The following is a 20774-nucleotide window of genomic DNA, read 5'->3' on the forward strand; positions in this document are numbered from 1 at the left end:
TTTGTTTGCAACTGAACTGCGCGATAGTCCCGTTGATTGTAACCCGTCCCATGATGGGGACAATTCCGTTCTTCTCCTTGCTTCCGTTTACATAAAAAACGGTCTTGAATGTACTCCTCATAATCCTTGCTTTTTGTTTGGTGCAAAATTAGTTTACGGGAGTTGTAAAGGCAGAATGTAAACCTACGCAGAACGCAGAAATAGAGACCGTTAGTGTTAAATGTGCATTCGGTGTCGGGTAATGATTTGGAAATGCATCTTTTGCTGCAATTCGCCCAAATCCGTTTTTCTGTCCTTGCGCCATTTTGTGCCAATTAGAGCCAAATCAACTGACAGTCAGTGAGATTGCTCAAATTTGCTCTTACTTGCTTTTAATCCTACTATTTGCATACAAAAACTGCCCGCCATTGACGTACGTTTCGTCAAAAACGGGCAGCATTCCATGTTTTGATTTATATATCTGACTCGCGTTATTTATATTCGTCCCAGCTCTTGATGGCAATGTCGTCAATGCTCATCGAGCAGAAGGCATTGATGAACGCGCTCGCCAGACGGGCATTCGTAATCAGCGGAATATTCAGGTCGATAGCCGCACGGCGGATCTTGTAGCCGTTGGTAAGCTCGCCCACCGACAAGTCGCGCGGAATGTTCACCACCATGTCAATCTCCTTGTTGTGAAGCATTTCAAGGGCCTGGGGATGTCCTTCCTCACTCGGCCAGTACACACGCGTGTTCTCGATACCGTTCTCGGAAAGGAACTTCGAAGTTCCTCCCGTTGCATACAGGTTATATCCCTTTGCCTTCAATGCGCGCGACGCCTGAAGCATGTCGACTTTCTGCTTTGTGCTGCCCGTAGAAAGCAGGATATTCTTCGCGGGAATACGGTAGCCCACAGAAAGCATCGCCTTCAGAATAGCGCATGAGGTATCATCGCCCAGACAGCCCACTTCGCCGGTAGAAGCCATGTCGACACCCAGCACAGGGTCGGCCTTCTGCAGGCGGTTGAACGAGAACTGGCTGGCCTTGATGCCCACATAGTCAAGCTCGAACAGATTCTTCTCAGGTTTCTCAACCGGCAGTCCGAGCATCACCTTGGTGGCAAGCTCGATGAAGTTTATCTTGAGCACCTTGCTCACGAACGGGAACGAGCGTGAAGCACGGAGGTTGCATTCGATTACCTTGATGTCGTTGTCGCGGGCAAGGAACTGGATGTTGAACGGCCCGGAGATGTTCAGTTCCTTGGCAATCTGGCGTGAAATGCGCTTGATGCGGCGCACCGTTTCCACATACAGCTTCTGCGGCGGGAACTGGATCGTCGCATCGCCCGAATGCACGCCCGCAAATTCGATATGCTCGGATATGGCATAGACAATGATTTCACCGTTCTGAGCCACTGCATCCATCTCCACTTCCTTGGCATGTTCGATGAACTGGCTTACCACCACCGGATGCTTCTTCGACACGTTGGCCGCAAGCTGCAGGAAACGCTCCAGCTCGTCCTGGTTGGAGCAGACATTCATGGCAGCCCCCGAAAGCACATACGACGGGCGCACCAGCACCGGGAATCCGACCTTCTTGATGAAGGCGTTGATGTCGTCCATCGAAGTCAGCGCACTCCATTCCGGCTGGTCCACCCCGATACGGTCGAGCATGGCCGAGAACTTGTCGCGGTCTTCGGCATTGTCGATGCTCTTGGCCGACGTTCCGAGAATGTTCACCTGCTGCGCGTCAAGACGCATGGCCAGATTGTTCGGAATCTGTCCGCCGGTCGACACGATGACACCGTGCGGGTTCTCCAGGTCAAGGATGTCCATCACACGCTCAAAGGTCAGTTCGTCGAAATAAAGGCGGTCGCACATGTCATAGTCGGTAGATACTGTTTCGGGATTGTAGTTGATCATCACCGAACGGTAGCCTTCCTTGCGGATTGTGTTGAGAGCCTGCACGCCGCACCAGTCGAATTCCACCGACGAGCCGATACGGTAAGCTCCCGATCCGAGCACCACGATGCTCTTGTGATCGCCCAGATAATGCACATCGTTTGCCACGCCGCTGTAAGTGAGGTACAGGTAGTTGGTCTGCGCAGGATACTCGGCAGCCAGCGTATCGATCTGCTTCACCACCGGAAGAACGCCAGTCTGCTTGCGGTAAGCGCGCACGGCAAGGATGCCGTCTTCCATATCTCCCTGATAGCCGATGGCGCGGGCCACCTGGAAGTCAGAGAATCCCTGACGCTTTGCCTTGCAGAGCAGCTCTTTCGGAAGTTCGGAAAGCTGTATATGGTTGTTTCCCCACTCGTGCAGTTCCCTGGAGGTCTGCATGATGTTTTCGAGCTTGTAGAGGAACCACTTGTCGATTTTGGTAAGCTCGTGAATCTGGTCGACGGTATATCCGGCGCGCATTGCCTTCGAGATGACGAAGATACGCTTGTCGGTCGGCTCGCGCAAAGCCTTGTCGATGTCGGCGATAACCAGTTCCTTGTTCTCCACGAATCCGTGCATGCCCTGGCCGATCATGCGGAGTCCTTTCTGGATGGCCTCTTCGAACGTGCGTCCGATTGCCATCACCTCACCCACCGACTTCATGCTGGAGCCCAGCTCACGGTCTACGCCATGGAACTTGCCCAAGTCCCAGCGCGGAATCTTGCACACCACATAGTCGAGTGCCGGCTCAAAGAAAGCCGAAGTGGTTTTGGTCACCGAGTTCTTCAGGTCGAACAGTCCGTAGCCCAGTCCCAGTTTGGCAGCCACGAATGCCAGCGGATAACCCGTAGCCTTCGATGCCAGCGCCGAAGAACGGCTCAGACGCGCATTCACCTCGATTACACGGTAATCTTCCGATTCGGGATCGAACGCATACTGCACGTTGCATTCTCCCACGATACCGATGTGGCGGATGATGCGGATAGCCAGTTCACGGAGCTTGTGGTATTCACTGTTGGTCAGCGTCTGGCTCGGCGCAATGACAATAGACTCTCCCGTATGGATACCCAGCGGGTCGAAGTTCTCCATGTTGCAGACCGTGATGCAGTTGTCGAAACGGTCGCGCACCACTTCATACTCCACTTCCTTCCATCCTTTCAGACTCTTTTCCACGAGCACCTGCGGAGAGAACGAGAAGGCTTTCTCGGCCAGCACATTCAGCTCTTCCTCGTTGTCGCAGAATCCCGATCCAAGACCGCCCAGCGCATATGCCGCACGGATGATAACCGGATAGCCCAGGTCGCTGGCAGCCTTGCGCGCCTGCTCAATGTTCTCGCACGCCTCACTCTTGATGGTCTTCACGTTGATCTCGTCGAGCTTCTTCACGAACAGTTCACGGTCTTCCGTGTCCATAATGGCCTGCACGGGAGTGCCCAGCACCTGCACACCGTATTTCTCGAACACGCCTCCCTGATAGAGAGCCACGCCGCAGTTCAGTGCCGTCTGCCCTCCGAACGAGAGCAGTACGCCGTCGGGCCGCTCCTTGCTGATGACTTTTTCCACAAAATACGGAGTGACGGGAAGGAAGTAGATTTTGTCGGCCACCCCTTCGGATGTCTGCACCGTAGCGATGTTCGGATTGATGAGCACCGTTTCGATGCCCTCTTCTTTCAGTGCCTTAAGCGCCTGCGAACCGGAATAGTCAAATTCGCCCGCTTCACCGATTTTCAATGCGCCTGACCCCAGCAGCAAAACTTTCTTTATATTTTCTTTCATTGATGTTCTTTCAGTTAATGGTTGGTTATTGTTAGATCAGCTTCACGAACTCATCAAAGAGGAATTCCGTGTCTGTAGGTCCGCTGGCGGCTTCCGGATGGAACTGCGCGGAGAACCAGGGATTGCGCTTGTGGCGGATTCCTTCGTTCGACCCGTCGTTCATGTTGATGAAAAGCGGCTCCCAGTCAGCGCCAAGCGTATTGTTGTCCACCGCATATCCGTGGTTCTGCGAAGTGATGAAGCAGCGTTCCGTGCCCACCATGCGGACCGGCTGGTTGTGGCTGCGATGGCCATATTTCAGCTTGTATATTTTCGCCCCTCCCGCCTTCGAGAGCAGCTGGTTTCCCATACAGATGCCGAAGATGGGAAGCTTCTCGTTTTCCATCGCCTTGCGGATGTTCTGCACGGCAGCGTCGCATGTGTCCGGATCACCGGGTCCGTTGGAAATGAAAAGTCCGTCGAACTCGATTCCGTTAAAGTCGTAGTCCCAGGGCACACGGATCACTTCAACGCCTCGCTTGAGGAGGCAGCGGATGATATTCGCCTTCACTCCGCAGTCAACCAGAAGCACGCGCTTGCTGCCTTCCGCATTGAACGAAGCCAGCCGGGAATTGATTTCCCCTTTCGGCATATCTGCCGGCAGCTTGCAGCATTCATTTCCTTTGTAAACAACTATCTCGTCACACGATACCTTGTCCACATAATTCACGCCCGCATACTGTGCTTCGGGCACATTTTCAGGTTCATCGTCAAACACGATTTTACCCATCATCACCCCATGTTCGCGCAGCACCTTCGTCAGTTCCCTCGTGTCGATGCCTGTAATTCCGGGAATCTGTTCACGCTTCAACCATTCGGCAAGACTCTCCACCGCATTCCAATGACTGTACATTTCACTGTAATCGCTCACGATGATAGCTTCCGCATGAATCCTCTCACTCTCCATAAAAGTGGGCAGACCGTTCGCCTCGAAAGTGAACGGAGGCACCCCGTAGTTGCCTACCAGCGGATAGGTCAGCGTCATCAGCTGCCCCGCATACGAAGGGTCGGTCAGACTCTCCGGATAACCGGTCATCGCCGTATTGAACACCACTTCGCCCGCTACCGGCTTCTCATAACCGAACGACTTGCCGTGAAAGCGGCTCCCGTCGTCAAGGATTAACGTCACGTTTCTCATTCCTTATCTATCTGTATCGTTATAGTTGTTGTTTTTAGCGTCACTCCAAAAAAAACCCGGACTTGCCGAAAAGCAATTCCGGGAATATGAAGAAATAAAACAAATTGTGCCGAGAAAAAAGAAAGGCTCTTCCGGTGTCCGCCAGCCGAGCGGAATCCCGAATGTATGAATAGCTGCTGCACTGTACATAAGTCCGTCATTCATGAGTCGCTTCTTTGTTTGATTCATAATTCGGAGTGCAAATATACGGATTTTCCGCCAAAAGAATGCGCTGTTTTGCAAAATAAATTGCAAAATATTTCCAGAAAGGGACGGAACGCATGTTCTTTTCATCCGCCAGACGAGTGATACGGCCTAAAAAGAAAATTGCAAGCGCCCTGCATACAAGCACTTGCAACAAACATCAAAGTGAGCCGAAAGCGGGACTCGAACCCGCGACTTACTCATTACGAATGAGTTACTCTACCAACTGAGTTATTTCGGCATTGTTCCCTTCCGAAAACGTGTGCAAAGATACAACTTTTTCGGAAATGCAAAAACTATTTGCCTGTTTTTTTCAACAATCTTTTTTATTTGCCTCTCACGACTCGCTTTTCTTCTCCTTCTGTTCCTTTTCGGGAGCAGGCTCGTCAATGTTCACGCTTTTTTCCACTTCGTTCAGCCCTTCCTTGAAGCTGCGCACTCCCTTTCCTACTCCTCGCATCAGTTCAGGAATCTTGCGTCCGCCGAAGAGAAGCAGAATCAGCACGACAATAATTATAATCTCAGGCATTCCCAATCCAAACATATCTGTAAATTTTATAAATCCGGATGCAAAGCTATGCTTTTATTGAATACGAACAAAATTTTCCCTGCAAAATTCGGGCGCAAAGACCATTATCCAGCCGAAGGCTTTTCCTGCATCTTCTTCACGAAATCGCAGATGACAGGATAAAGCACTTCCGGATTGTCCGACACGTCGCAAACGGTTTCCAGCGGACAGCGCCCGGTACGGGTGCGGTTGATGATGAAGGGAACCTTCTCGTCATAGCTCAGTTCAACGCCGCACTTCTCCAGCAGTTCGCAAGCCGGCTCGCTGATGACATCGGTCCACACCTCCGAAACTCCTCCCAGAGCCAGCATAGCCGCGGCTCCCTTGCCGATCACCTTGTCGGCAACCTTCGCTCCCCGCATAAAATCCGGATCCGAACGGTAAAGCTCGAAAAGGTCAACCACTCCCCTCCGCGTGAATGTGCGGATTTCGCCGTCTTTGCTCACCACACACGAATAGTTTCCGTCGTGCAGCAGCCTGATCAAATCTTCTCTCATAATGTTTCCTGCTTTAGTTTTTCTGCATACGCATCAATCCGCCTCAGCTCTTTCGGAATGTCAATGGACTGCGGACAATGGGGATTGCATTGCCCACAGCCCACGCAATGGTCTGCCTGGCGAAGCTTGGGAACACTCCGGTCGTACCCCACAAGAAAAGCCCTGCGCGCCTCGGCATAGTTCTTGTCCATACGGCTTTGGGGAATGTTTCCCTCATTCACGCATTTATTGTAATGCAGCAGCACGCCCGGAATGTCGATGCCGTAAGGACAAGGCATGCAATACTTGCAGTCGTTGCAGGGCACCGTCGGATACTCGCGCATCAGCAAGGCCGTATCGAGCAGAAACTGGTTTTCCTCGGCGGTGAGGGGAACCAGAGGCGAATAGGTGCGGATGTTGTCCTGAAGATGCTCCATGTACGTCATTCCGCTCAGCACCGTGAGCACCATGGGCGGAGTCCCTGCAAAACGGAACGCCCACGACGCGACGCTGCTTTCAGGATTGCGCGCTTTCAGGCGCGAAAAGATATGCTCCGGAAGCTTGGACAGACGGCCGCCCAGCAAAGGCTCCATGATGACCATCGGAATGTTCCGCCGGGAAATCTCGGCATACAGGTAGTCGGCATTCACGTTGTTGCCCGTGGCATACTTCCAGTCTGAATAGTTCAGCTGGATCTGGATGAAGTCCCAATGCACCTTCTCGTGAAACGACAAAATAAAGTCGAACTCCTCTTTCGAGCCATGAAACGACCAGCCCAGGTGCCTGATACGCCCCGCTTCGCGCTCCTTCAACAGATAATCGAGCAGCCCGTTGTCAAGGAAGCGCACCTTGAAGCTCCTCTTGCCGGAAGAACCCAGCGAATGGAGCAGGTAATAGTCGATATAGTCAACCTGCAAATGCTTCATCGAATCGTGATACATCTCCACGCTCGACTTGAAGTCGCTCCGGTCAAAATTCGACATTTTCGTGGCAATAAAGTATTTCTCGCGCGGATGACGCTTCAAGGCCATGCCCGTAGACCGTTCCGACCACCCCTGCACATAGACAGGAGCCGTATCAAAATAATTCACTCCATGCCCGATGGCATAGTCGACAAGGCGGTTCACCTCCTCCTGGTCAATCACATTTCCGTCGCCTGCCGGCGAAGGAAGAGTCGGCCAGCGCATACATCCATAGCCGAGCAGCGAAACCCGGTCGGGAGAAGGAGGAAAATTCCGGCAGGTCATCTTGCCTTCGGGCACCTCGGAAGCAGCGTTTCCCGAAGCGTCCGCTTCTTTCTTCGGAGCACATCCGCAGACTCCGGCCGTAGCCGCCACCGTACTGATTCCCACGATTTTCAGGAAATTGCGGCGATTCATCTTATCTTTCTTACACATATCGTTCTTTTCCATAGCAAAAACTGTTTTTTATCCGACAACCCGGATCAGATTACCCGGTGCACTTCGTGGCCTTCCACATAGATGGCGCTCAACGGGCGTGCCGGGCAAAGATACTCGCACGCCCCGCACCCGATACACCGCTCCGCATCCACGGCCGGAATCTTCAGCGACTCCGGATCGGAAGGATCAGAAGGTATCATGGTTATGGCTCCCGCCGGACAGTGCCGGGCACAGTTGCCGCACTCCTGCCCGTCGGTAAGCGGAATGCAGCGGTCTTTCACCCACACCGCATGGCCGATCTGGATGCTCGACTTGTCCTCCCGGCTGATTTTCAGGATGGCGCCGGCGGGACATACTTCAGAACATTTCGTACACTCCGGACGGCAATAGCCCCGTTCGTACGACAGATAAGGCTGCATAAACGTATCGAGCCGGCGCGAAGGGCGGAGCACCTCGTTCGGGCAGACCGACACGCAAAGCTGGCAGGCGGTGCAATGCGCCTGCATGTGGCGCGCACCCACCGAACCCGGAGGAGTGAGCGGAGTGGCGCGCACCGGCTCTTTCTTGCCGATAATGTCAGCCAGCCCCCCATCCATTTTGACGGGCTCCACCTTCTTTGCCACCTGCGCGCTGACCGCCGAAGCGAACATCACGGCCGTACCTGCAATGAAAGCCCTCCTGCCGTTGCCTTCATCAGACACCGTCTTCTGCCGGCCGGCAGATACAGGCTCTGTACGGACAGCCTTCTTTCCATAAGCGAAACGGTAGCCGATGGCTCCGCGCGAGCATTTGTCCAGGCAATCGAAACACATCACACAGCGGCTTGCGTCTACCCGATGAGCTTTCGCGTCGATGCAGGACGCCTTGCAGTTGCGGGCGCAAAGCGTACATCCGTTGCATTTGGAGGTATCGACGGTTATCCGGAAGAGCGAAAACCGGGAAAGCATCCCCAGCACTGTGCCCACCGGACAAACCGCATTGCAATAGGTGCGTCCGCCGCGCCAGGCCAGTACAGCCACGGCAAGGATCATCACAAAAGATACGGCAAAAACCGCCGCGCCCTTCATCCAGACCTCCACCGAATAAAAAGCATAGCTGTTCATCCTCTCGGCGAAATAAGCCAGCACATTGTTTCCCCACATCCACAAAGGCTGGAGCAAGGCATTGGCCGCACGCCCGTAGATGGCATACGGATCGAGCCACGCCGAAGCATGAAAGACGGCGGCCAGCACAAGAAATACGGCCAGCACGCCATAGCGCAGCCAGCTTTTCGATTCGGAAAACGCATAGGGGAGCTTCTTTCTGCGGTGTCCGAAACGCGCCGCCAGATCCTGGAACACGCCCAGCGGACAGATGACCGAACAGTATACGCGCCCGAAAACCAGCGTAAGCAAAACAAGAAAGACAATGACACCGGCATTGAGGGCAAGCACTGCCGGAAGGAACTGAATCTTGGCCAACCAGCCAAGCCAGAGATGAATCGCGCCCGTAAAGTCAAGAAACAGCAATGTGACGAGCGTGAAATAGACGGCGGCCGATATCTGCCTGAGTCTTTTCATTAGCATATCCACAAAAGTTTGTTAGTGTTTCGTTGTTAGACTTTGCGAAGTTAAACATATTCTGCGAAAACAAGGCGCATATTTCTGCAAAAAAGTCATAAACACAAACACACTGACAGACAAGAAACGTTGCGCCAATGTCCCTCCGGAACCAGCCTGAAAAAATAACCCGTCATCGCAAGTAAAATAACCCGTCATTCAAAGTAAAATGTCCCGTCATCCTGATCAAAATGTCCCGTCATCTTTTCGAGGCTTCAGAGATGGACGGAAAGCGCAGGCATTCAACCCCTTATACAAGGATGAGGCATTCTGCCAGAAACCGCAAGGCAAAGCTCCTCAAAAAATGCCAGGCAAAAGCACAAACGATGAATCACGCCGGCATCTTCCGCGCCGCCTGCCAAAGCCCTCCATATCAAAAAGCAAGAAAAACATCAGTCCGCATTGATAATTTGGAATAAAAACACTAATTTTGCCGATACTTTTTACAACAACTAACTTTTTCAGCTTAATTTATATCATGAAATATCCGTTCATATCCGCCGCGGAAGCGGCCTCATCCATCCGGCACGGAGATACCGTAGGAATCGGAGGATTCTCTTCCGTAGGAACACCGAAAGCCGTTCCCGCCGCACTGGCCGAACATGCCGAAGCCATGCACCGGGAAGGAAAAGAATTCAAGGTTGGCCTGATAACAGGAGGCGCCACAGGAAACCAGGTGGACAGCGCGCTGGCTCTTGCCGATGCAGTTTCGTTCCGCACCCCCTTCCAGTCGAACAAAGACATGCGCAACTCGATCAACGCAGGCGAAGTGCAGTACTTCGACCTTCATCTTTCGCAGATCGGCCAAGACGTGCGCTACGGCTTTCTGGGGAAAGTCAACGTGGCCATCGCAGAAGCCTCCGACATCACCGACGAAGGAGAAATCATTCCCAGCACCTCAGTGGGCATCACACCTACCCTGCTCCAGGTGGCCGACAAGATCATCATCGAGCTAAACGAGGCCCATTCGGGAAAGCTCGCCGGCATGCACGACATCTACGTTCCGGCCATGCCTCCCCACCGCACCGAGATACCTATATATAAGGTGAACGACCGCATCGGAACCCCAAGCGTGAAAATCGACCCGAGCAAGGTGGTGGGCGTGGTGCGCACGAACGAACGCGACCGCATAGCCGCATTCACTCCGCTCAACGAAACGACCGTGCGGATCGGGCATAACGTGGCCGAATTCCTATGCAGCGAATGGAAACGCGGAGCCATCCCGCAGGAGTTCCTGCCCCTGCAGTCGGGTGTGGGCAACATCGCCAACGCCGTATTGGGCGCACTGGGCGACAACCCCGCGCTTCCGGCCTTCTCGATGTTCACCGAAGTCATCCAGAACTCGGTCATCGACCTTATGGCAAAAGGACGCATCCGCTTTGTGGCAGGAAGCTCGCTGACACTTTCGGACGACCACCTGGACATGATGTACGACGACATCGACACCTTCCGCAGCCGCGTGCTGCTCCGCCCGCAGGAAATCACCAACCACCCGGAACTGATCCGGCGGATGGGCATCATCGCCGTAAACACCGCACTCGAGGCAGACATCTTCGGCAATGTAAACAGCACCCATGTTTCGGGATGCAAGATGATGAACGGAATCGGAGGTTCGGGCGACTTCGCACGCAACGCTTTCCTTTCCATCTTCACCACACCGTCTACGGCAAAAGGCGGACTGATTTCTTCAATCGTGCCCCAAGTGTCGCATGTGGACAGTACGGAACACGACGTGCGCATCCTCGTAACCGAACAGGGCGTGGCCGACCTGCGCGGGAAATCGCCTTCGCAACGCGCGCGCTGCATCATCGAGAACTGCGCCCATCCCGACTACAGACAACTGCTGTGGGATTACCTGAAACTTTCGGAAGGACACTCGTGCCATACGCCGATGTCGCTGAAAAACGCGTTCAAGATGCACATCGCCTTTGCGGAAACAGGCGACATGAGGAACACAAAGTTCGAGTGATTTCCCGCTACATCAAAAAAAACGCCTATCTTTGTCCCCCATGGAAAAATTCGACATACACATATTGGGATGCGGTTCGGCCCTGCCCACACTCAGGCACAACGCCAGCTCGCAAATAGTCAACGTGCGCGAAAAGCTCTTCATGATTGACTGCGGAGAAGGAACGCAGGTACACCTCCGCCGCTCGCGGCTCCGGTTCAACCGGCTGAACCACATCTTCATCTCCCACTTGCACGGGGACCACTGCTTCGGGCTGATGGGCCTTATCTCAACATTCGGAATGCTGGAACGCACGGCACAGCTTCACATCCACGCGCATCCGGAGCTGGAGCGGATTCTCAAACCGCAGCTCGCCTTCTTCTGCAACGGACTGCCCTTCGATGTCGTCTTCCACCCCATCGACCCGGCAAAGCGCGAAATCATCTACGACGACCGGTCGGCAAGCGTGGAAACCATCCCGCTGAAGCACCGCATGCCTACCTGCGGGTTCCTCTTCCGCGAAAAGCCGACCGCCAACCACATCCGGCGGGACATGATCGACTGCTACGAAATCCCTCTATATATGATCAACCGCATAAAGAACGGGGAAGACTACGTTACGGCAGACGGCAAGGTGATTCCCAACGAAAAGCTCACCTTTCCGGCCGACCCTCCGCGCTCATACGCCTACTGCTCCGACACGGTCTACCTCCCCCGGATCACGGAACAGATAGAGGGAGTCGACCTGCTTTTCCATGAGGCGACCTTCGGAGAAGACAATGCCGCGCGGGCACGGAAAACCCAGCACTCAACGGCGGCGCAGGCGGCACGGATAGCCCTCGAAGCAAAGGTGAAGCGGCTGGTCATCGGCCATTTCTCGGCAAGGTATGAAGACGAAAAGGTGCTGCTTGAAGAAGCAAAAGCCATTTTCCCCCATACGATGCTGGCCAACGAAAACCTGACCATCTCCATCTGAACAGTTAAAGAAAACTAACCCGTTTAAACCCGACATCCCGAACAATGTCATACCAGACAGTATGAACTCCAAAGCATGAACAAATACAACGAAAAAGAAACCATATACCGCCTGCAGGATCCCGAAACACGGCGTGACGCATTCGGCGAGGTTGTACGCGCCTACAGCGAACAGCTATACTGGCAGATAAGGCGCATGGTCTTTTCGCACGAGGACGCAAACGACCTGCTCCAGAACACGTTCATGAAGGCCTGGGACAATCTGGACTACTTCAGAGGCGAAGCCAAACTCTCAACCTGGCTCTACCGCATCGCCATCAACGAATGCATCAACTTCCTGAACAGGCAACGGGCGGAAAGGCAGCTCTCGATAGACGACGAAGAGGCGGCACTCGTCAACAAGCTGGAAAGCGACCCCTACTTCGACGGGGACAAAACCCAGCTCATGCTCCAGAAAGCCATCATGACTCTGCCCGAAAAGCAGCGGATCGTATTCAACCTAAAGTACTTTCAGGAAATGAAGTACGAGCAGATAGCCGAAATAGCTGGAACCAGCATAGGGGCGCTCAAGGCCTCCTATTTCCATGCGGTGAAGAAAATTGAAGAATTTTTTAAAGCGAACGATTAAACCTTCCCGCCACAAAATTGTCTAAAGAAATAAAAGAGATGTAACATGAAAAAGGAAGAAACCAACTTACTTAACCGGTGCGGCAAGGAAAATCCGTTCAAGGTACCCGAAGGATACTTCGAGAACTTTGCCGAGCAGTTGATGGACAAACTTCCGGAAAAGGCTCCCGTTGAAGCTCCAGACATCACCTTGTGGATGCGCATAAGGCCATGGGTGTATATGGCAGCCATGTTCTGCGGAATCATGCTGATGGTGCGGACGTTCGTAGGAGAAAAAAACGCGCAGGCGGCTGATGTGCCCAGCATAAATCTTTCGGAACTTCCAGACGAAGTGATCGACCCGATAGTGAACCAGACCATGATGGATGACTATACGCTTTACCAGTATCTTACGGATGCTGATTCTGAAATCTATAAATAAACAAACTACATCAATGAAAAAAGTACTTTCTATATTTCTGATTCTGTTTCCGGTGTTTTTTCTTCCAGACCTGCGGGCGCAGCAGCCGCCAATGAGCAAGGAGGAATTCCGCAGCCGCCAACAGGAATTCATTACCCGCCGTGCCGGACTGACTCAAGAGGAGGCCCAGAAATTCTTTCCGCTCTACTTTGAGCTTCAGGACAAGAAAGGAAAACTCAATCGGGAGGCATGGCAGAATATGCGGCAGGGCAAAGACCCCAATACAACGGAAGCGGAATATGCCCGGATTGTGGAAGACATGATCCAGGCGCGCATCACCAACGACAAGCTGGATCTGGAATACGTGAGGAAATATAAAAAGTTTCTTTCCGCAAAAAAGATCTATGACATCCAGAAAGCTGAGATGCGCTTCCACCGCGAACTGCTCAAAAGCGCACACCACGGTGAAGAAGGAAGGCCTGGAAACAAGGAAAAGAGATAAAAAACGATCATTTTTTTGCCAAAACATTTTGCATATTCAAAAAAGATGCTTACCTTTGCATCGCTTTTGAAAGGAAGCACTCCTGAAAAGAGTTTTGGAGAGGTGGCAGAGTGGTCGATTGCGGCGGTCTTGAAAACCGTTGTACCGCGAGGTACCCGGGGTTCGAATCCCTGTCTCTCCGCAATAAACATTGAAAATCAAGGGATTATAAAACAAACACCCAGTTTTGCACTCAAGAATGTAAAACTGGGTGTTTTTTCTTATTTAAGAAACTATGTAGAACACTTGCAATGAAATCAAACATCGCCCACACTCAATGAGGTTGGCGATGTTGCAGAAGGTTGATCTGTTTGGAAGATTGATAGAGGACGAAGAAGTGAATCTAAAGCTACATGGCTCTAAGGAGGCATACAACCGGGCTGACCTCGCAAATGAAGTCAGCCCGGTTTTATCCTTTTCAATAGTTTCATAGCTTCCAGCCAGAAATACGTTCCTGTATTTCCCATAAATGAGAATAAAGCCCTTGACTCCGGATGAGTTCATCGTGTGTTCCTTCTTCCTGTATCTCTCCGTTATTCAAGACGATTATACGGTCGGCATCCTTGATGGTCTTGAGCCTATGGGCAATAACAATGACGGTACGTCCCTTGACAAGCATGTCAATGGCTTTCTGCACCTCCACTTCATTTTCAGGGTCAAGCGAGGCTGTAGCTTCGTCCAGCAGAATAATTTGCGCATCTTTCAGCATGGCACGCGCAATGGATATGCGCTGTTTTTCGCCTCCGGACAAAGTACAGCCCCCTTCGCCCACCATCGTGTCATACCCTTGCGGCAAACGCATGATAAAATCGTGGCAACAGGCTTTCTTGGCGGCGGAAATGATTTCCTCGTCCGTCGCGTCTGTCTTGCCGAAACGGATGTTGTTGCGTATCGTGCCTTGAAACAGATAGACATCTTGAAACACCATGGAGATATGACTCATCAGACTTTCGGGTGCTATTTCATCCATCGGAACGCCGTTGAAGCAGATGCGCCCTTTCTGCGGATCATAAAAACGGGCGCAAAGCTTCATCACCGTGCTTTTCCCGCTTCCCGAAGGACCTACAAGAGCCGTTAATGAATTTTTCGGAAAAGTAACGGTCATATCGTGCAACACTTCCTTGTCCTGATAGGCAAACGATACGTGTTCAAACCGAATGTCGCCCGCCGCCGGGGATTTCCGTTCTCCTTTCATCTCCGGCTCATTCATCAATGAAAGGATGCGCCCTCCGGCAATGGAAAAATACCGGAACTCAGTAAAATTGGTCAGAGCGGAAGTCAGCGGATCGAACACACGGGAGCCGACCACAAGGAACAGTACGAATACAAGCAGCGAAAGCTCTCCTCCCAGCAGAAGGTAGGTACCGCACAAGACCATGATTGTCAGCCCGGCACGTACCAGGGTAATGCTCAACAAGACGAACGGCCCCAACAGAGCCTCCTGACGGATGCAGGCGCGGCGAAGCTGGGCAAACGCATCGCGCAACCGGACAAAACGGTCACCCAACAGATTGTAGGCTTTCATCACCCGGATGCCCTGCAGGTATTCTTCCAGTCTGTTCCCTGCATTTATTTTCGCCTGTATCTGCCTGCCGCTCAACTTCCTCTGCACGCCAGTACTTGCCCACAGAACAAGCATGGCAAGCGGAAGCGAGGCAAACATGCTGACCGCCATCCTCCAGTCTGTCCAGACTAATGAGGCAAAAGCCAGTACGGGCATGACCACCGCACCCATCAATTGGGGCAAGTGGTGCGAAATACCGGTTTCCGCCATCATGAAATCCGTAATAAGCATGGAAGACAAATCACCGGGATCGCGCCTTGACAAAAATCCCAACGACAGTTTCCGCAGATGTTCTGCCAGCGACAGGCGTCCCGAAGCACTCATTTCGTATGCTCCCCTGAAATTGGCGCGATAAGATGCCCGTTCCGCCAAAGCCATCACCAGCATATAAACAACCATAATGCCGAATATCCACCATATACGGGTCGTGTCGAGCGGTTGTCCGCTTCCGTCAAAAGCATTGAAAATGATGCGTATCGCCTCGATGGAGAGGCAAAAAGGCACGATGTTGACCAAGTTGGCAAGCATGGTACAGCCCACAGGCTTGTAAAGCCGTTCGACATGTCCTATTGTAATGTTCTTGATTGCATTCATATCCTGTTTTTTTCTTTTATTTTTTTATTCAACGTCCAGTGGCAAGCACTCGTATAAGCATCCCACATCTTCTTATATGTGCCGTCTGCCACAGACAAGACTTCATGCCTTCCGCATTGCACAATCCTTCCTTCTTTCATGACGACAATCTGACTTGCGGAAACAACGGAAGAGAGGCGGTGCGCTATCACGATAACCGTCTTTCCCTTTATCAGTGACTGCAAAGCGATCTGCATCTTATACTCGTTTTCCGGATCAGCAAAGGCAGTAGCTTCGTCCAGTACCAGTATCGGTGCATTTTTCAGTATGGCCCGCGCCACACATATCCGTTGGGCTTCGCCACCCGACAGGAACACGCCTTTGTCACCTATCCGTGTTTCGTAGCCCTGCGGCAAACGTTCTATGAAACCGTGGCATTGGGCGGCTTTAGCGGCGGCTACCACCTCTTCTTTGGTTGCATCAGGAGAGCCGACGGCAATGTTCTCATAGAGCGTGTCATAAAACAGGAACGTGTCCTGGAAAACGAAAGACACCATGTCCATCAGCTTCTCCGTGGCTATCTGGCGGATGTCCACGCCGCCTATGCGTATCTCTCCCTGTTCCACATCCCAAAAGCGGGGAATCAGATTGGCTATCGTAGACTTGCCGCTTCCCGACGGGCCCACAAGCGCCGTTATCTCTCCTTGCGGTGCCGTGAAGCTGACATCGCGCAAGGCTTCCGTCCGCGTGCCCTGTTCCGTGTTTTCGTAGGAGAATGATACATGGCGGAACTCCACATCGTAGGATGTAGGCACCTGCGGGTGCTCCGCTTCCGGTACAGGCTTTTTTCCCAAGATGCGGTCGATGCGTTTTACACCCTCATCGATGTCGCGCGTGTTGCCTCCCAAGAATGTTAGTTTATAGACGGGAGAAGCCATACCCGGACCCATGATGATGAAAAACAGCCATACCACCGCCAATGAGAGCGATTGCGGATTGGCTTGCAACAGCAGGATGCCCATCGGGAGTATAAATGTCACCATCGAATTGAGCAGGACGGTAAACGCTATCATGCCGTTCTGATAGGTGTCACAGCACTTCAAGGCGAATGTCTTGTATGCCTGAATTTCAGCATTGAACTGACGGAACGAACGGACGCTCTGACCGAAAATCTTAACTACAGGCATTCCCCGCACATACTGCACGGCAGATGCGCTCATCTTTTCCTGTGCATCATAATAAATGGCCATGAACGCTCTCGCCCTTTTCCCCATAAAATTGGAGAACTGAAGAAATAAGCTAATCGCCACGACAGCCAGACATATAACCGTCAGCCACACATCCAAAGAGGAAAAGATGACAAGCATTACCACAACCGTAACCACCACATTCACCAAATCCGGAATGGTATGGGCGATGAAACCTTCTATCTTTTCGATGTTCTGGTCCATCGTTTTCTTGATGGCTCCGGTGGAAGTGCTGTTCAGATACCCTAACGGAAGTCTGCCGATGTGTTCGGACAGACGGACACGCAGCCCGTACAAAATGCGGAATGCGGCCACATGCGAGGACATCAGAGCGGCATATAACAATACCAATCCGCCGACAAGCCCTCCAAATGCGATCCATCCCCAGCGAATCATGCCCGCTCCGTCCGAAGCTGCAGGATTCCCTCCATGCGTCAGCAATTCTTTCAAAACTTCATAAACCGCCCAATAGGGCACAAGCATGCATACCGCACTGCCGGCAGACAACAAGCCTGCCAATACAAGCAGCCCTTTCTTCTGTCCCGCTATCTCGAACAGACGGGACAAGCCTTCTTTCTTTTTTGACTTCTTCATCATATTACGCTATTTTGACAAGACTTTATATCCGAGAAGCGAGCTGAATTTATAGCACAGCCAGGGCATACGCCCCAATATCTGCCCGAAGAAGAATCCCCAGCGCGGACGGAAGAACTTCATGTAATTGGCTTGCTCGATGAGTTGCAACTTCGGCTCCCATCGTTCTACCAGATGTCCGTCACTCAGCCCGGACCGGATTTGCGCCTCGTGCTTTCGGAGTGAATCGGGCTTCACACCGTGCCGGCTCATCATCGTGCCGCACACATCGAACCACAGTTCACCTCCCCCGAAACGGTCTGCCACGTGATGCAGAAAGGCTTTTACCTGCTTCTCGTAAAAATACATCAGTACGCCTTCCACTATAAATACAAAATCCGCATCGGGATGTTTCCTACGCAAATCGTCCATCCAATCGGTTTCCAGCAAGGAAGCCTCGATACAGACATTACCCGGCTCTTCGGGTATCAGTTTGCGGCGCAGCGCAATGACTTCCGGCAAGTCCATGTCATAAAAAACCGCTTTCCGGTTGCCGATACGCTGGAAACGGGTGTCCAGCCCGCATCCCACATTCACGACTACCGGATGGGGATGTGTGTCAATGAAGCGTTTCACGGCACAGTCAAAGTACCAGCCCCGCACCACACAGCCCACTTCGCTCAGCTTTGCTCCGTCGAATTGGGAGTAATCGTATTCCAGACTGTCCGCCAGCCGTTCCGCAACCTTGTCGTCCAGAATGGGATGCTCACGACGGCTTTCTTTCGCCCTCATATAAAGAGGGATGAGCAGTGTTTCTGCCACAACGTTCTTAAATTCATGCTTCTGTTTCATTGTATATATTGTTATTTAATGGTGAACGTGAGAAGGCGCGTAATAGTGAACGATATTCAGAAATGTTCATAAAAAAAGGAGGAAACCCCCGTGAAGATCTCCTCCTTGCCAGCCGTCCTGCGGCGACTGTTTGCCTGTATGTCCTTTGTCTGTTTCTCATATCCTGATGATTGCCCTCCATCCTTGAATTTCAAAAAGAATATAGTCGTGCAAGATGGCTTCCATTTCCGGTCGGGGCACTGAATGCATCAACAATTCCTCAAATAGGGTGAACATCCATACCGTATGCAAATGGATGATAAAATCAGATACATCCGTATTGATTTCGGGGTGCTTCCGCTGCATGGACGTAAACCATGCCTTGACCAGTTCAGTAGAACGGTCGGTATAGTTTTCGCGGAAATGTTCCAGTGAAGAGCCTTGCGCACGAAACAGCAGAATTTCCATTAGCGGACGATGCTTCTCCATAAGTGAAACATATTCGTCGATGCAGGATTTCAGATATTTTTCCGACCGCATCATCATGACATCCTCACCCCGTATGCCGTGATGTTCCTGCAACATGGCCTCCAAAGCATACAAGACCGGACGGACTACTTCACAGAAGAGTTCGTCTTTATTCGCGAAATAGTTGTAGATATTCCCTACGCCGATCCCTGCCAGTCCGGCTATTTCGCGCATAGAGGTTTTAGAATACCCTTTCTGCCCGAACTGCTGTTTGGCGACAGCCAATACACGATCCCGTATGTCTTCCTTGAGCACCTGCATTTATAAAAAACAATATCTGTTTTTAGGTTTTGCAAAGATACAGGGCCTGAAATTGTCAGGCAATACCTATTTCTAGGGATATTATCTTGCATGGCACTTCGTGGAGGCAGTCAGCATAAACAACGTTCTCTTCTGCAACCCCATTTTTTGCCTCATTTTCGTGACAAATGATTTATAAACTCCCCATATCCGCAAAGAAAGGTCAGACCGACTGGGCAAGCAAGCGTAAATAAAATCAATTGTCACTTACAGGCATACCTAAAATTTTCTTTATATGATATTCCAGTATGTGATAAGCCGGCTCAACCATTGAGCCATGTCCATGTCCGTCAATCTCGTACAGGCAAGTTTCTGCATGTCCGGTCAGCTTCATCATCCTCCACATGTAGGCATTTTCTTCATAGCGTCCGAAAAGTTCGATGTTGCGGTCACCTGTAATCAGTATTAAGGGAGGCGCATCTTTACGGACATGGAAAAGCGGGGCATACTCGTCAATTAACGGCTGCAAGTTTCCGATACCTTTCATTTCACGATACGCAAAATGACTGATCATTTGCCCGCTGAAAGGTATCAGCCCCGCAATGCTATCAGCGTCAGTCCCGTATTCGGCGAGCCATCTCTTGTCCAGTCCTATCATAGCTGTGAGATAACCTCCGGCCGAATGTCCCGATATGAAAATCTTCTTCTTATCTCCTCCATATTTCCCAATCTCGCGGAATACCCATGCCACGGCAGCTGCTGCATCATCAATGCACTCTCCAATCTCTACTTCAGGCAACAAACGGTAGTTGACCGCCACCAGCACCATCTGCTTCTCTTTCAGTTTCCAAGGAAATGACTTGCTTCCTTGTGTCAGTCCGCCACCGTGAAACCATACAACAACCGGACACCCCGTCGTATCTTCCGGATAGTAAATATCCAACTTACAACGTTCAGACGCATATGCGTTTTCCATTTCTCTATAAGGAATATCATACATAGCAGCATACTTTAACTCTTCAGCAAAGGCGATGCCGCATACCAGCATTGCCATCATAATCAATATTACCTTTTTCATTTATTTACTATTTACTCATTCCGATACTGAAACTGATAAAACAACAGTCAATGCCCATAACAATAGCACGCCGGGAAATCATATTAAGAAACTGTTTTGAATTTCTCCAAAAAGTTTTTCTTGGCTTGATGTATTCGTTTTCGTGTGTGCTTTGGGCTATTTTTTGGTCTTTTCCGCTTCTGTTCTTCGTCAGATAGCCCGTTATCTTCCTCATCACACAAACGGAAATGCCTCAAAAACTCATCCCAAATCAGCGCACGATAAATTCAAAACAGTTTCTAAAAGCAGCCCCATCCAATAGAGGTGATTGCTGTAATCAAACCCGTAATTTCAGGACATATTGCATACCACTGCCAAAATTACTGAAAACTTTATATGAACAAAAGATTTCAGCCGCATTTGTTAGCATCATCCTTCAAGATACTGACATATAGATTCTCGCCATTGGCATGTGCATATTGAAACAGGGTATCCGTCTACACCTGAACA

16 protein-coding genes, 2 tRNA genes and 1 pseudogene are annotated in these 20774 nt (G+C 51.4%); 6 read left to right on the top strand and 13 right to left on the bottom strand.

Annotation, left to right across the window (positions count from 1 at the left end; translation table 11 throughout):
• The 8 genes and pseudogenes from NW212_RS06660 to NW212_RS06695 all read right to left on the bottom strand — a co-directional run.
• Nucleotides 1-124 (bottom strand): annotated as a pseudogene (locus NW212_RS06660) (site-specific integrase); the annotation flags it as partial.
• Between the two features lie 346 nt (nt 125-470).
• The gene (gene carB / locus NW212_RS06665; RefSeq protein ID WP_258337868.1) at nt 471-3698 is read right to left on the bottom strand and encodes a carbamoyl-phosphate synthase (glutamine-hydrolyzing) large subunit; all 3228 of its coding nucleotides are present in this window, start codon (nt 3696-3698) and stop codon (nt 471-473) included.
• 31 nt (nt 3699-3729) lie between these two features.
• The gene (gene carA / locus NW212_RS06670; RefSeq protein ID WP_258337869.1) at nt 3730-4875 is read right to left on the bottom strand and encodes a glutamine-hydrolyzing carbamoyl-phosphate synthase small subunit; all 1146 of its coding nucleotides are present in this window, start codon (nt 4873-4875) and stop codon (nt 3730-3732) included.
• A 411-nt stretch (nt 4876-5286) separates the two neighbouring features.
• Nucleotides 5287-5359, bottom strand: a tRNA-Thr gene (locus tag NW212_RS06675).
• 96 nt (nt 5360-5455) lie between these two features.
• On the bottom strand, nt 5456-5662 hold the full coding sequence (locus tag NW212_RS06680; RefSeq protein ID WP_258337870.1) for a twin-arginine translocase TatA/TatE family subunit: 207 nt from the start codon (nt 5660-5662) through the stop codon (nt 5456-5458).
• 89 nt (nt 5663-5751) lie between these two features.
• A complete protein-coding gene (locus NW212_RS06685; protein ID WP_258337871.1) occupies nt 5752-6183 on the bottom strand; it encodes a DUF1893 domain-containing protein in 432 nt (143 codons plus the stop codon).
• Nucleotides 6180-7559, bottom strand: coding sequence for an aldo/keto reductase (locus NW212_RS06690; protein WP_375337959.1), 1380 nt, complete (start codon nt 7557-7559; stop codon nt 6180-6182). Before NW212_RS06690 ends, NW212_RS06685 begins: the two co-directional genes overlap by 4 nt.
• Nucleotides 7560-7606: 47 nt before the next feature.
• Nucleotides 7607-9127: a 4Fe-4S binding protein gene (locus NW212_RS06695; protein WP_258337873.1), complete on the bottom strand. Its 1521-nt coding sequence runs from the start codon at nt 9125-9127 to the stop codon at nt 7607-7609.
• 511 nt (nt 9128-9638) lie between these two features.
• Between NW212_RS06695 and NW212_RS06700 the strand changes: the two genes are divergently transcribed.
• The 6 genes from NW212_RS06700 (at nt 9639) to NW212_RS06725 (ending at nt 13793) form a co-directional block, all read left to right on the top strand.
• Nucleotides 9639-11129, top strand: a complete 1491-nt coding sequence (locus tag NW212_RS06700) for a succinate CoA transferase (protein WP_258337874.1) — start codon at nt 9639-9641, stop codon at nt 11127-11129.
• A 40-nt stretch (nt 11130-11169) separates the two neighbouring features.
• On the top strand, nt 11170-12084 hold the full coding sequence (locus NW212_RS06705) for a ribonuclease Z (protein WP_258337875.1): 915 nt from the start codon (nt 11170-11172) through the stop codon (nt 12082-12084).
• A 75-nt stretch (nt 12085-12159) separates the two neighbouring features.
• Nucleotides 12160-12711 carry an RNA polymerase sigma factor gene (locus NW212_RS06710; protein WP_258337876.1) on the top strand — a complete coding sequence of 184 codons (552 nt, stop codon included), beginning with the start codon at nt 12160-12162 and terminating at the stop codon, nt 12709-12711.
• A gap of 45 nt (nt 12712-12756) precedes the next feature.
• A complete protein-coding gene (locus tag NW212_RS06715; RefSeq protein ID WP_258337877.1) occupies nt 12757-13131 on the top strand; it encodes a hypothetical protein in 375 nt (124 codons plus the stop codon).
• 13 nt (nt 13132-13144) lie between these two features.
• Entirely contained in the window at nt 13145-13612 is a 468-nt protein-coding gene (locus tag NW212_RS06720) for a hypothetical protein (protein ID WP_258337878.1), read from the top strand.
• Nucleotides 13613-13708: 96 nt separating this feature from the next.
• Nucleotides 13709-13793, top strand: a tRNA-Ser gene (locus NW212_RS06725).
• A gap of 285 nt (nt 13794-14078) precedes the next feature.
• On the opposite strand, the gene NW212_RS06730 is transcribed toward NW212_RS06725, so the two are convergent.
• The 5 genes from NW212_RS06730 to NW212_RS06750 all read right to left on the bottom strand — a co-directional run bounded on the left by NW212_RS06730 (nt 14079) and on the right by NW212_RS06750 (nt 20285).
• Nucleotides 14079-15809, bottom strand: coding sequence for an ABC transporter ATP-binding protein (locus NW212_RS06730; protein WP_258337879.1), 1731 nt, complete (start codon nt 15807-15809; stop codon nt 14079-14081).
• A complete protein-coding gene (locus tag NW212_RS06735; protein WP_258337880.1) occupies nt 15806-17632 on the bottom strand; it encodes an ABC transporter ATP-binding protein in 1827 nt (608 codons plus the stop codon). The genes NW212_RS06730 and NW212_RS06735 overlap by 4 nt, the downstream gene beginning before the upstream one ends.
• Before the next feature lie 6 nt (nt 17633-17638).
• Nucleotides 17639-18460, bottom strand: coding sequence for a class I SAM-dependent methyltransferase (locus NW212_RS06740; RefSeq protein WP_258337881.1), 822 nt, complete (start codon nt 18458-18460; stop codon nt 17639-17641).
• 156 nt (nt 18461-18616) lie between these two features.
• A complete protein-coding gene (locus NW212_RS06745) occupies nt 18617-19228 on the bottom strand; it encodes a TetR/AcrR family transcriptional regulator (RefSeq protein WP_258337882.1) in 612 nt (203 codons plus the stop codon).
• A gap of 235 nt (nt 19229-19463) precedes the next feature.
• Nucleotides 19464-20285 (bottom strand): alpha/beta hydrolase, encoded by an 822-nt coding sequence (locus tag NW212_RS06750; protein ID WP_258337883.1) that lies wholly within the window; start codon nt 20283-20285, stop codon nt 19464-19466.
• Nucleotides 20286-20774: the final 489 nt, after the last annotated feature.

It is taken from the genome of Bacteroides sp. ET225 (assembly GCF_024733745.1).
Classification (GTDB): domain Bacteria; phylum Bacteroidota; class Bacteroidia; order Bacteroidales; family Bacteroidaceae; genus Phocaeicola; species Phocaeicola excrementipullorum.

Coding starts and splice junctions, on each gene's coding strand:
- NW212_RS06685 (WP_258337871.1), bottom strand. CDS start 6,183: ATGAGAGAAGATTTGATCAGGCTGCTGCACGACGGAAACTATTCGTGT.
- NW212_RS06740 (WP_258337881.1), bottom strand. CDS start 18,460: ATGAAACAGAAGCATGAATTTAAGAACGTTGTGGCAGAAACACTGCTC.
- NW212_RS06750 (WP_258337883.1), bottom strand. CDS start 20,285: ATGAAAAAGGTAATATTGATTATGATGGCAATGCTGGTATGCGGCATC.
- NW212_RS06690 (WP_375337959.1), bottom strand. CDS start 7,559: ATGTGTAAGAAAGATAAGATGAATCGCCGCAATTTCCTGAAAATCGTG.
- carA (WP_258337869.1), bottom strand. CDS start 4,875: ATGAGAAACGTGACGTTAATCCTTGACGACGGGAGCCGCTTTCACGGC.
- NW212_RS06710 (WP_258337876.1), top strand. CDS start 12,160: ATGAACAAATACAACGAAAAAGAAACCATATACCGCCTGCAGGATCCC.
- carB (WP_258337868.1), bottom strand. CDS start 3,698: ATGAAAGAAAATATAAAGAAAGTTTTGCTGCTGGGGTCAGGCGCATTG.
- NW212_RS06745 (WP_258337882.1), bottom strand. CDS start 19,228: ATGCAGGTGCTCAAGGAAGACATACGGGATCGTGTATTGGCTGTCGCC.
- NW212_RS06730 (WP_258337879.1), bottom strand. CDS start 15,809: ATGAATGCAATCAAGAACATTACAATAGGACATGTCGAACGGCTTTAC.
- NW212_RS06705 (WP_258337875.1), top strand. CDS start 11,170: ATGGAAAAATTCGACATACACATATTGGGATGCGGTTCGGCCCTGCCC.
- NW212_RS06700 (WP_258337874.1), top strand. CDS start 9,639: ATGAAATATCCGTTCATATCCGCCGCGGAAGCGGCCTCATCCATCCGG.
- NW212_RS06715 (WP_258337877.1), top strand. CDS start 12,757: ATGAAAAAGGAAGAAACCAACTTACTTAACCGGTGCGGCAAGGAAAAT.
- NW212_RS06680 (WP_258337870.1), bottom strand. CDS start 5,662: ATGTTTGGATTGGGAATGCCTGAGATTATAATTATTGTCGTGCTGATT.
- NW212_RS06720 (WP_258337878.1), top strand. CDS start 13,145: ATGAAAAAAGTACTTTCTATATTTCTGATTCTGTTTCCGGTGTTTTTT.
- NW212_RS06735 (WP_258337880.1), bottom strand. CDS start 17,632: ATGATGAAGAAGTCAAAAAAGAAAGAAGGCTTGTCCCGTCTGTTCGAG.
- NW212_RS06695 (WP_258337873.1), bottom strand. CDS start 9,127: ATGCTAATGAAAAGACTCAGGCAGATATCGGCCGCCGTCTATTTCACG.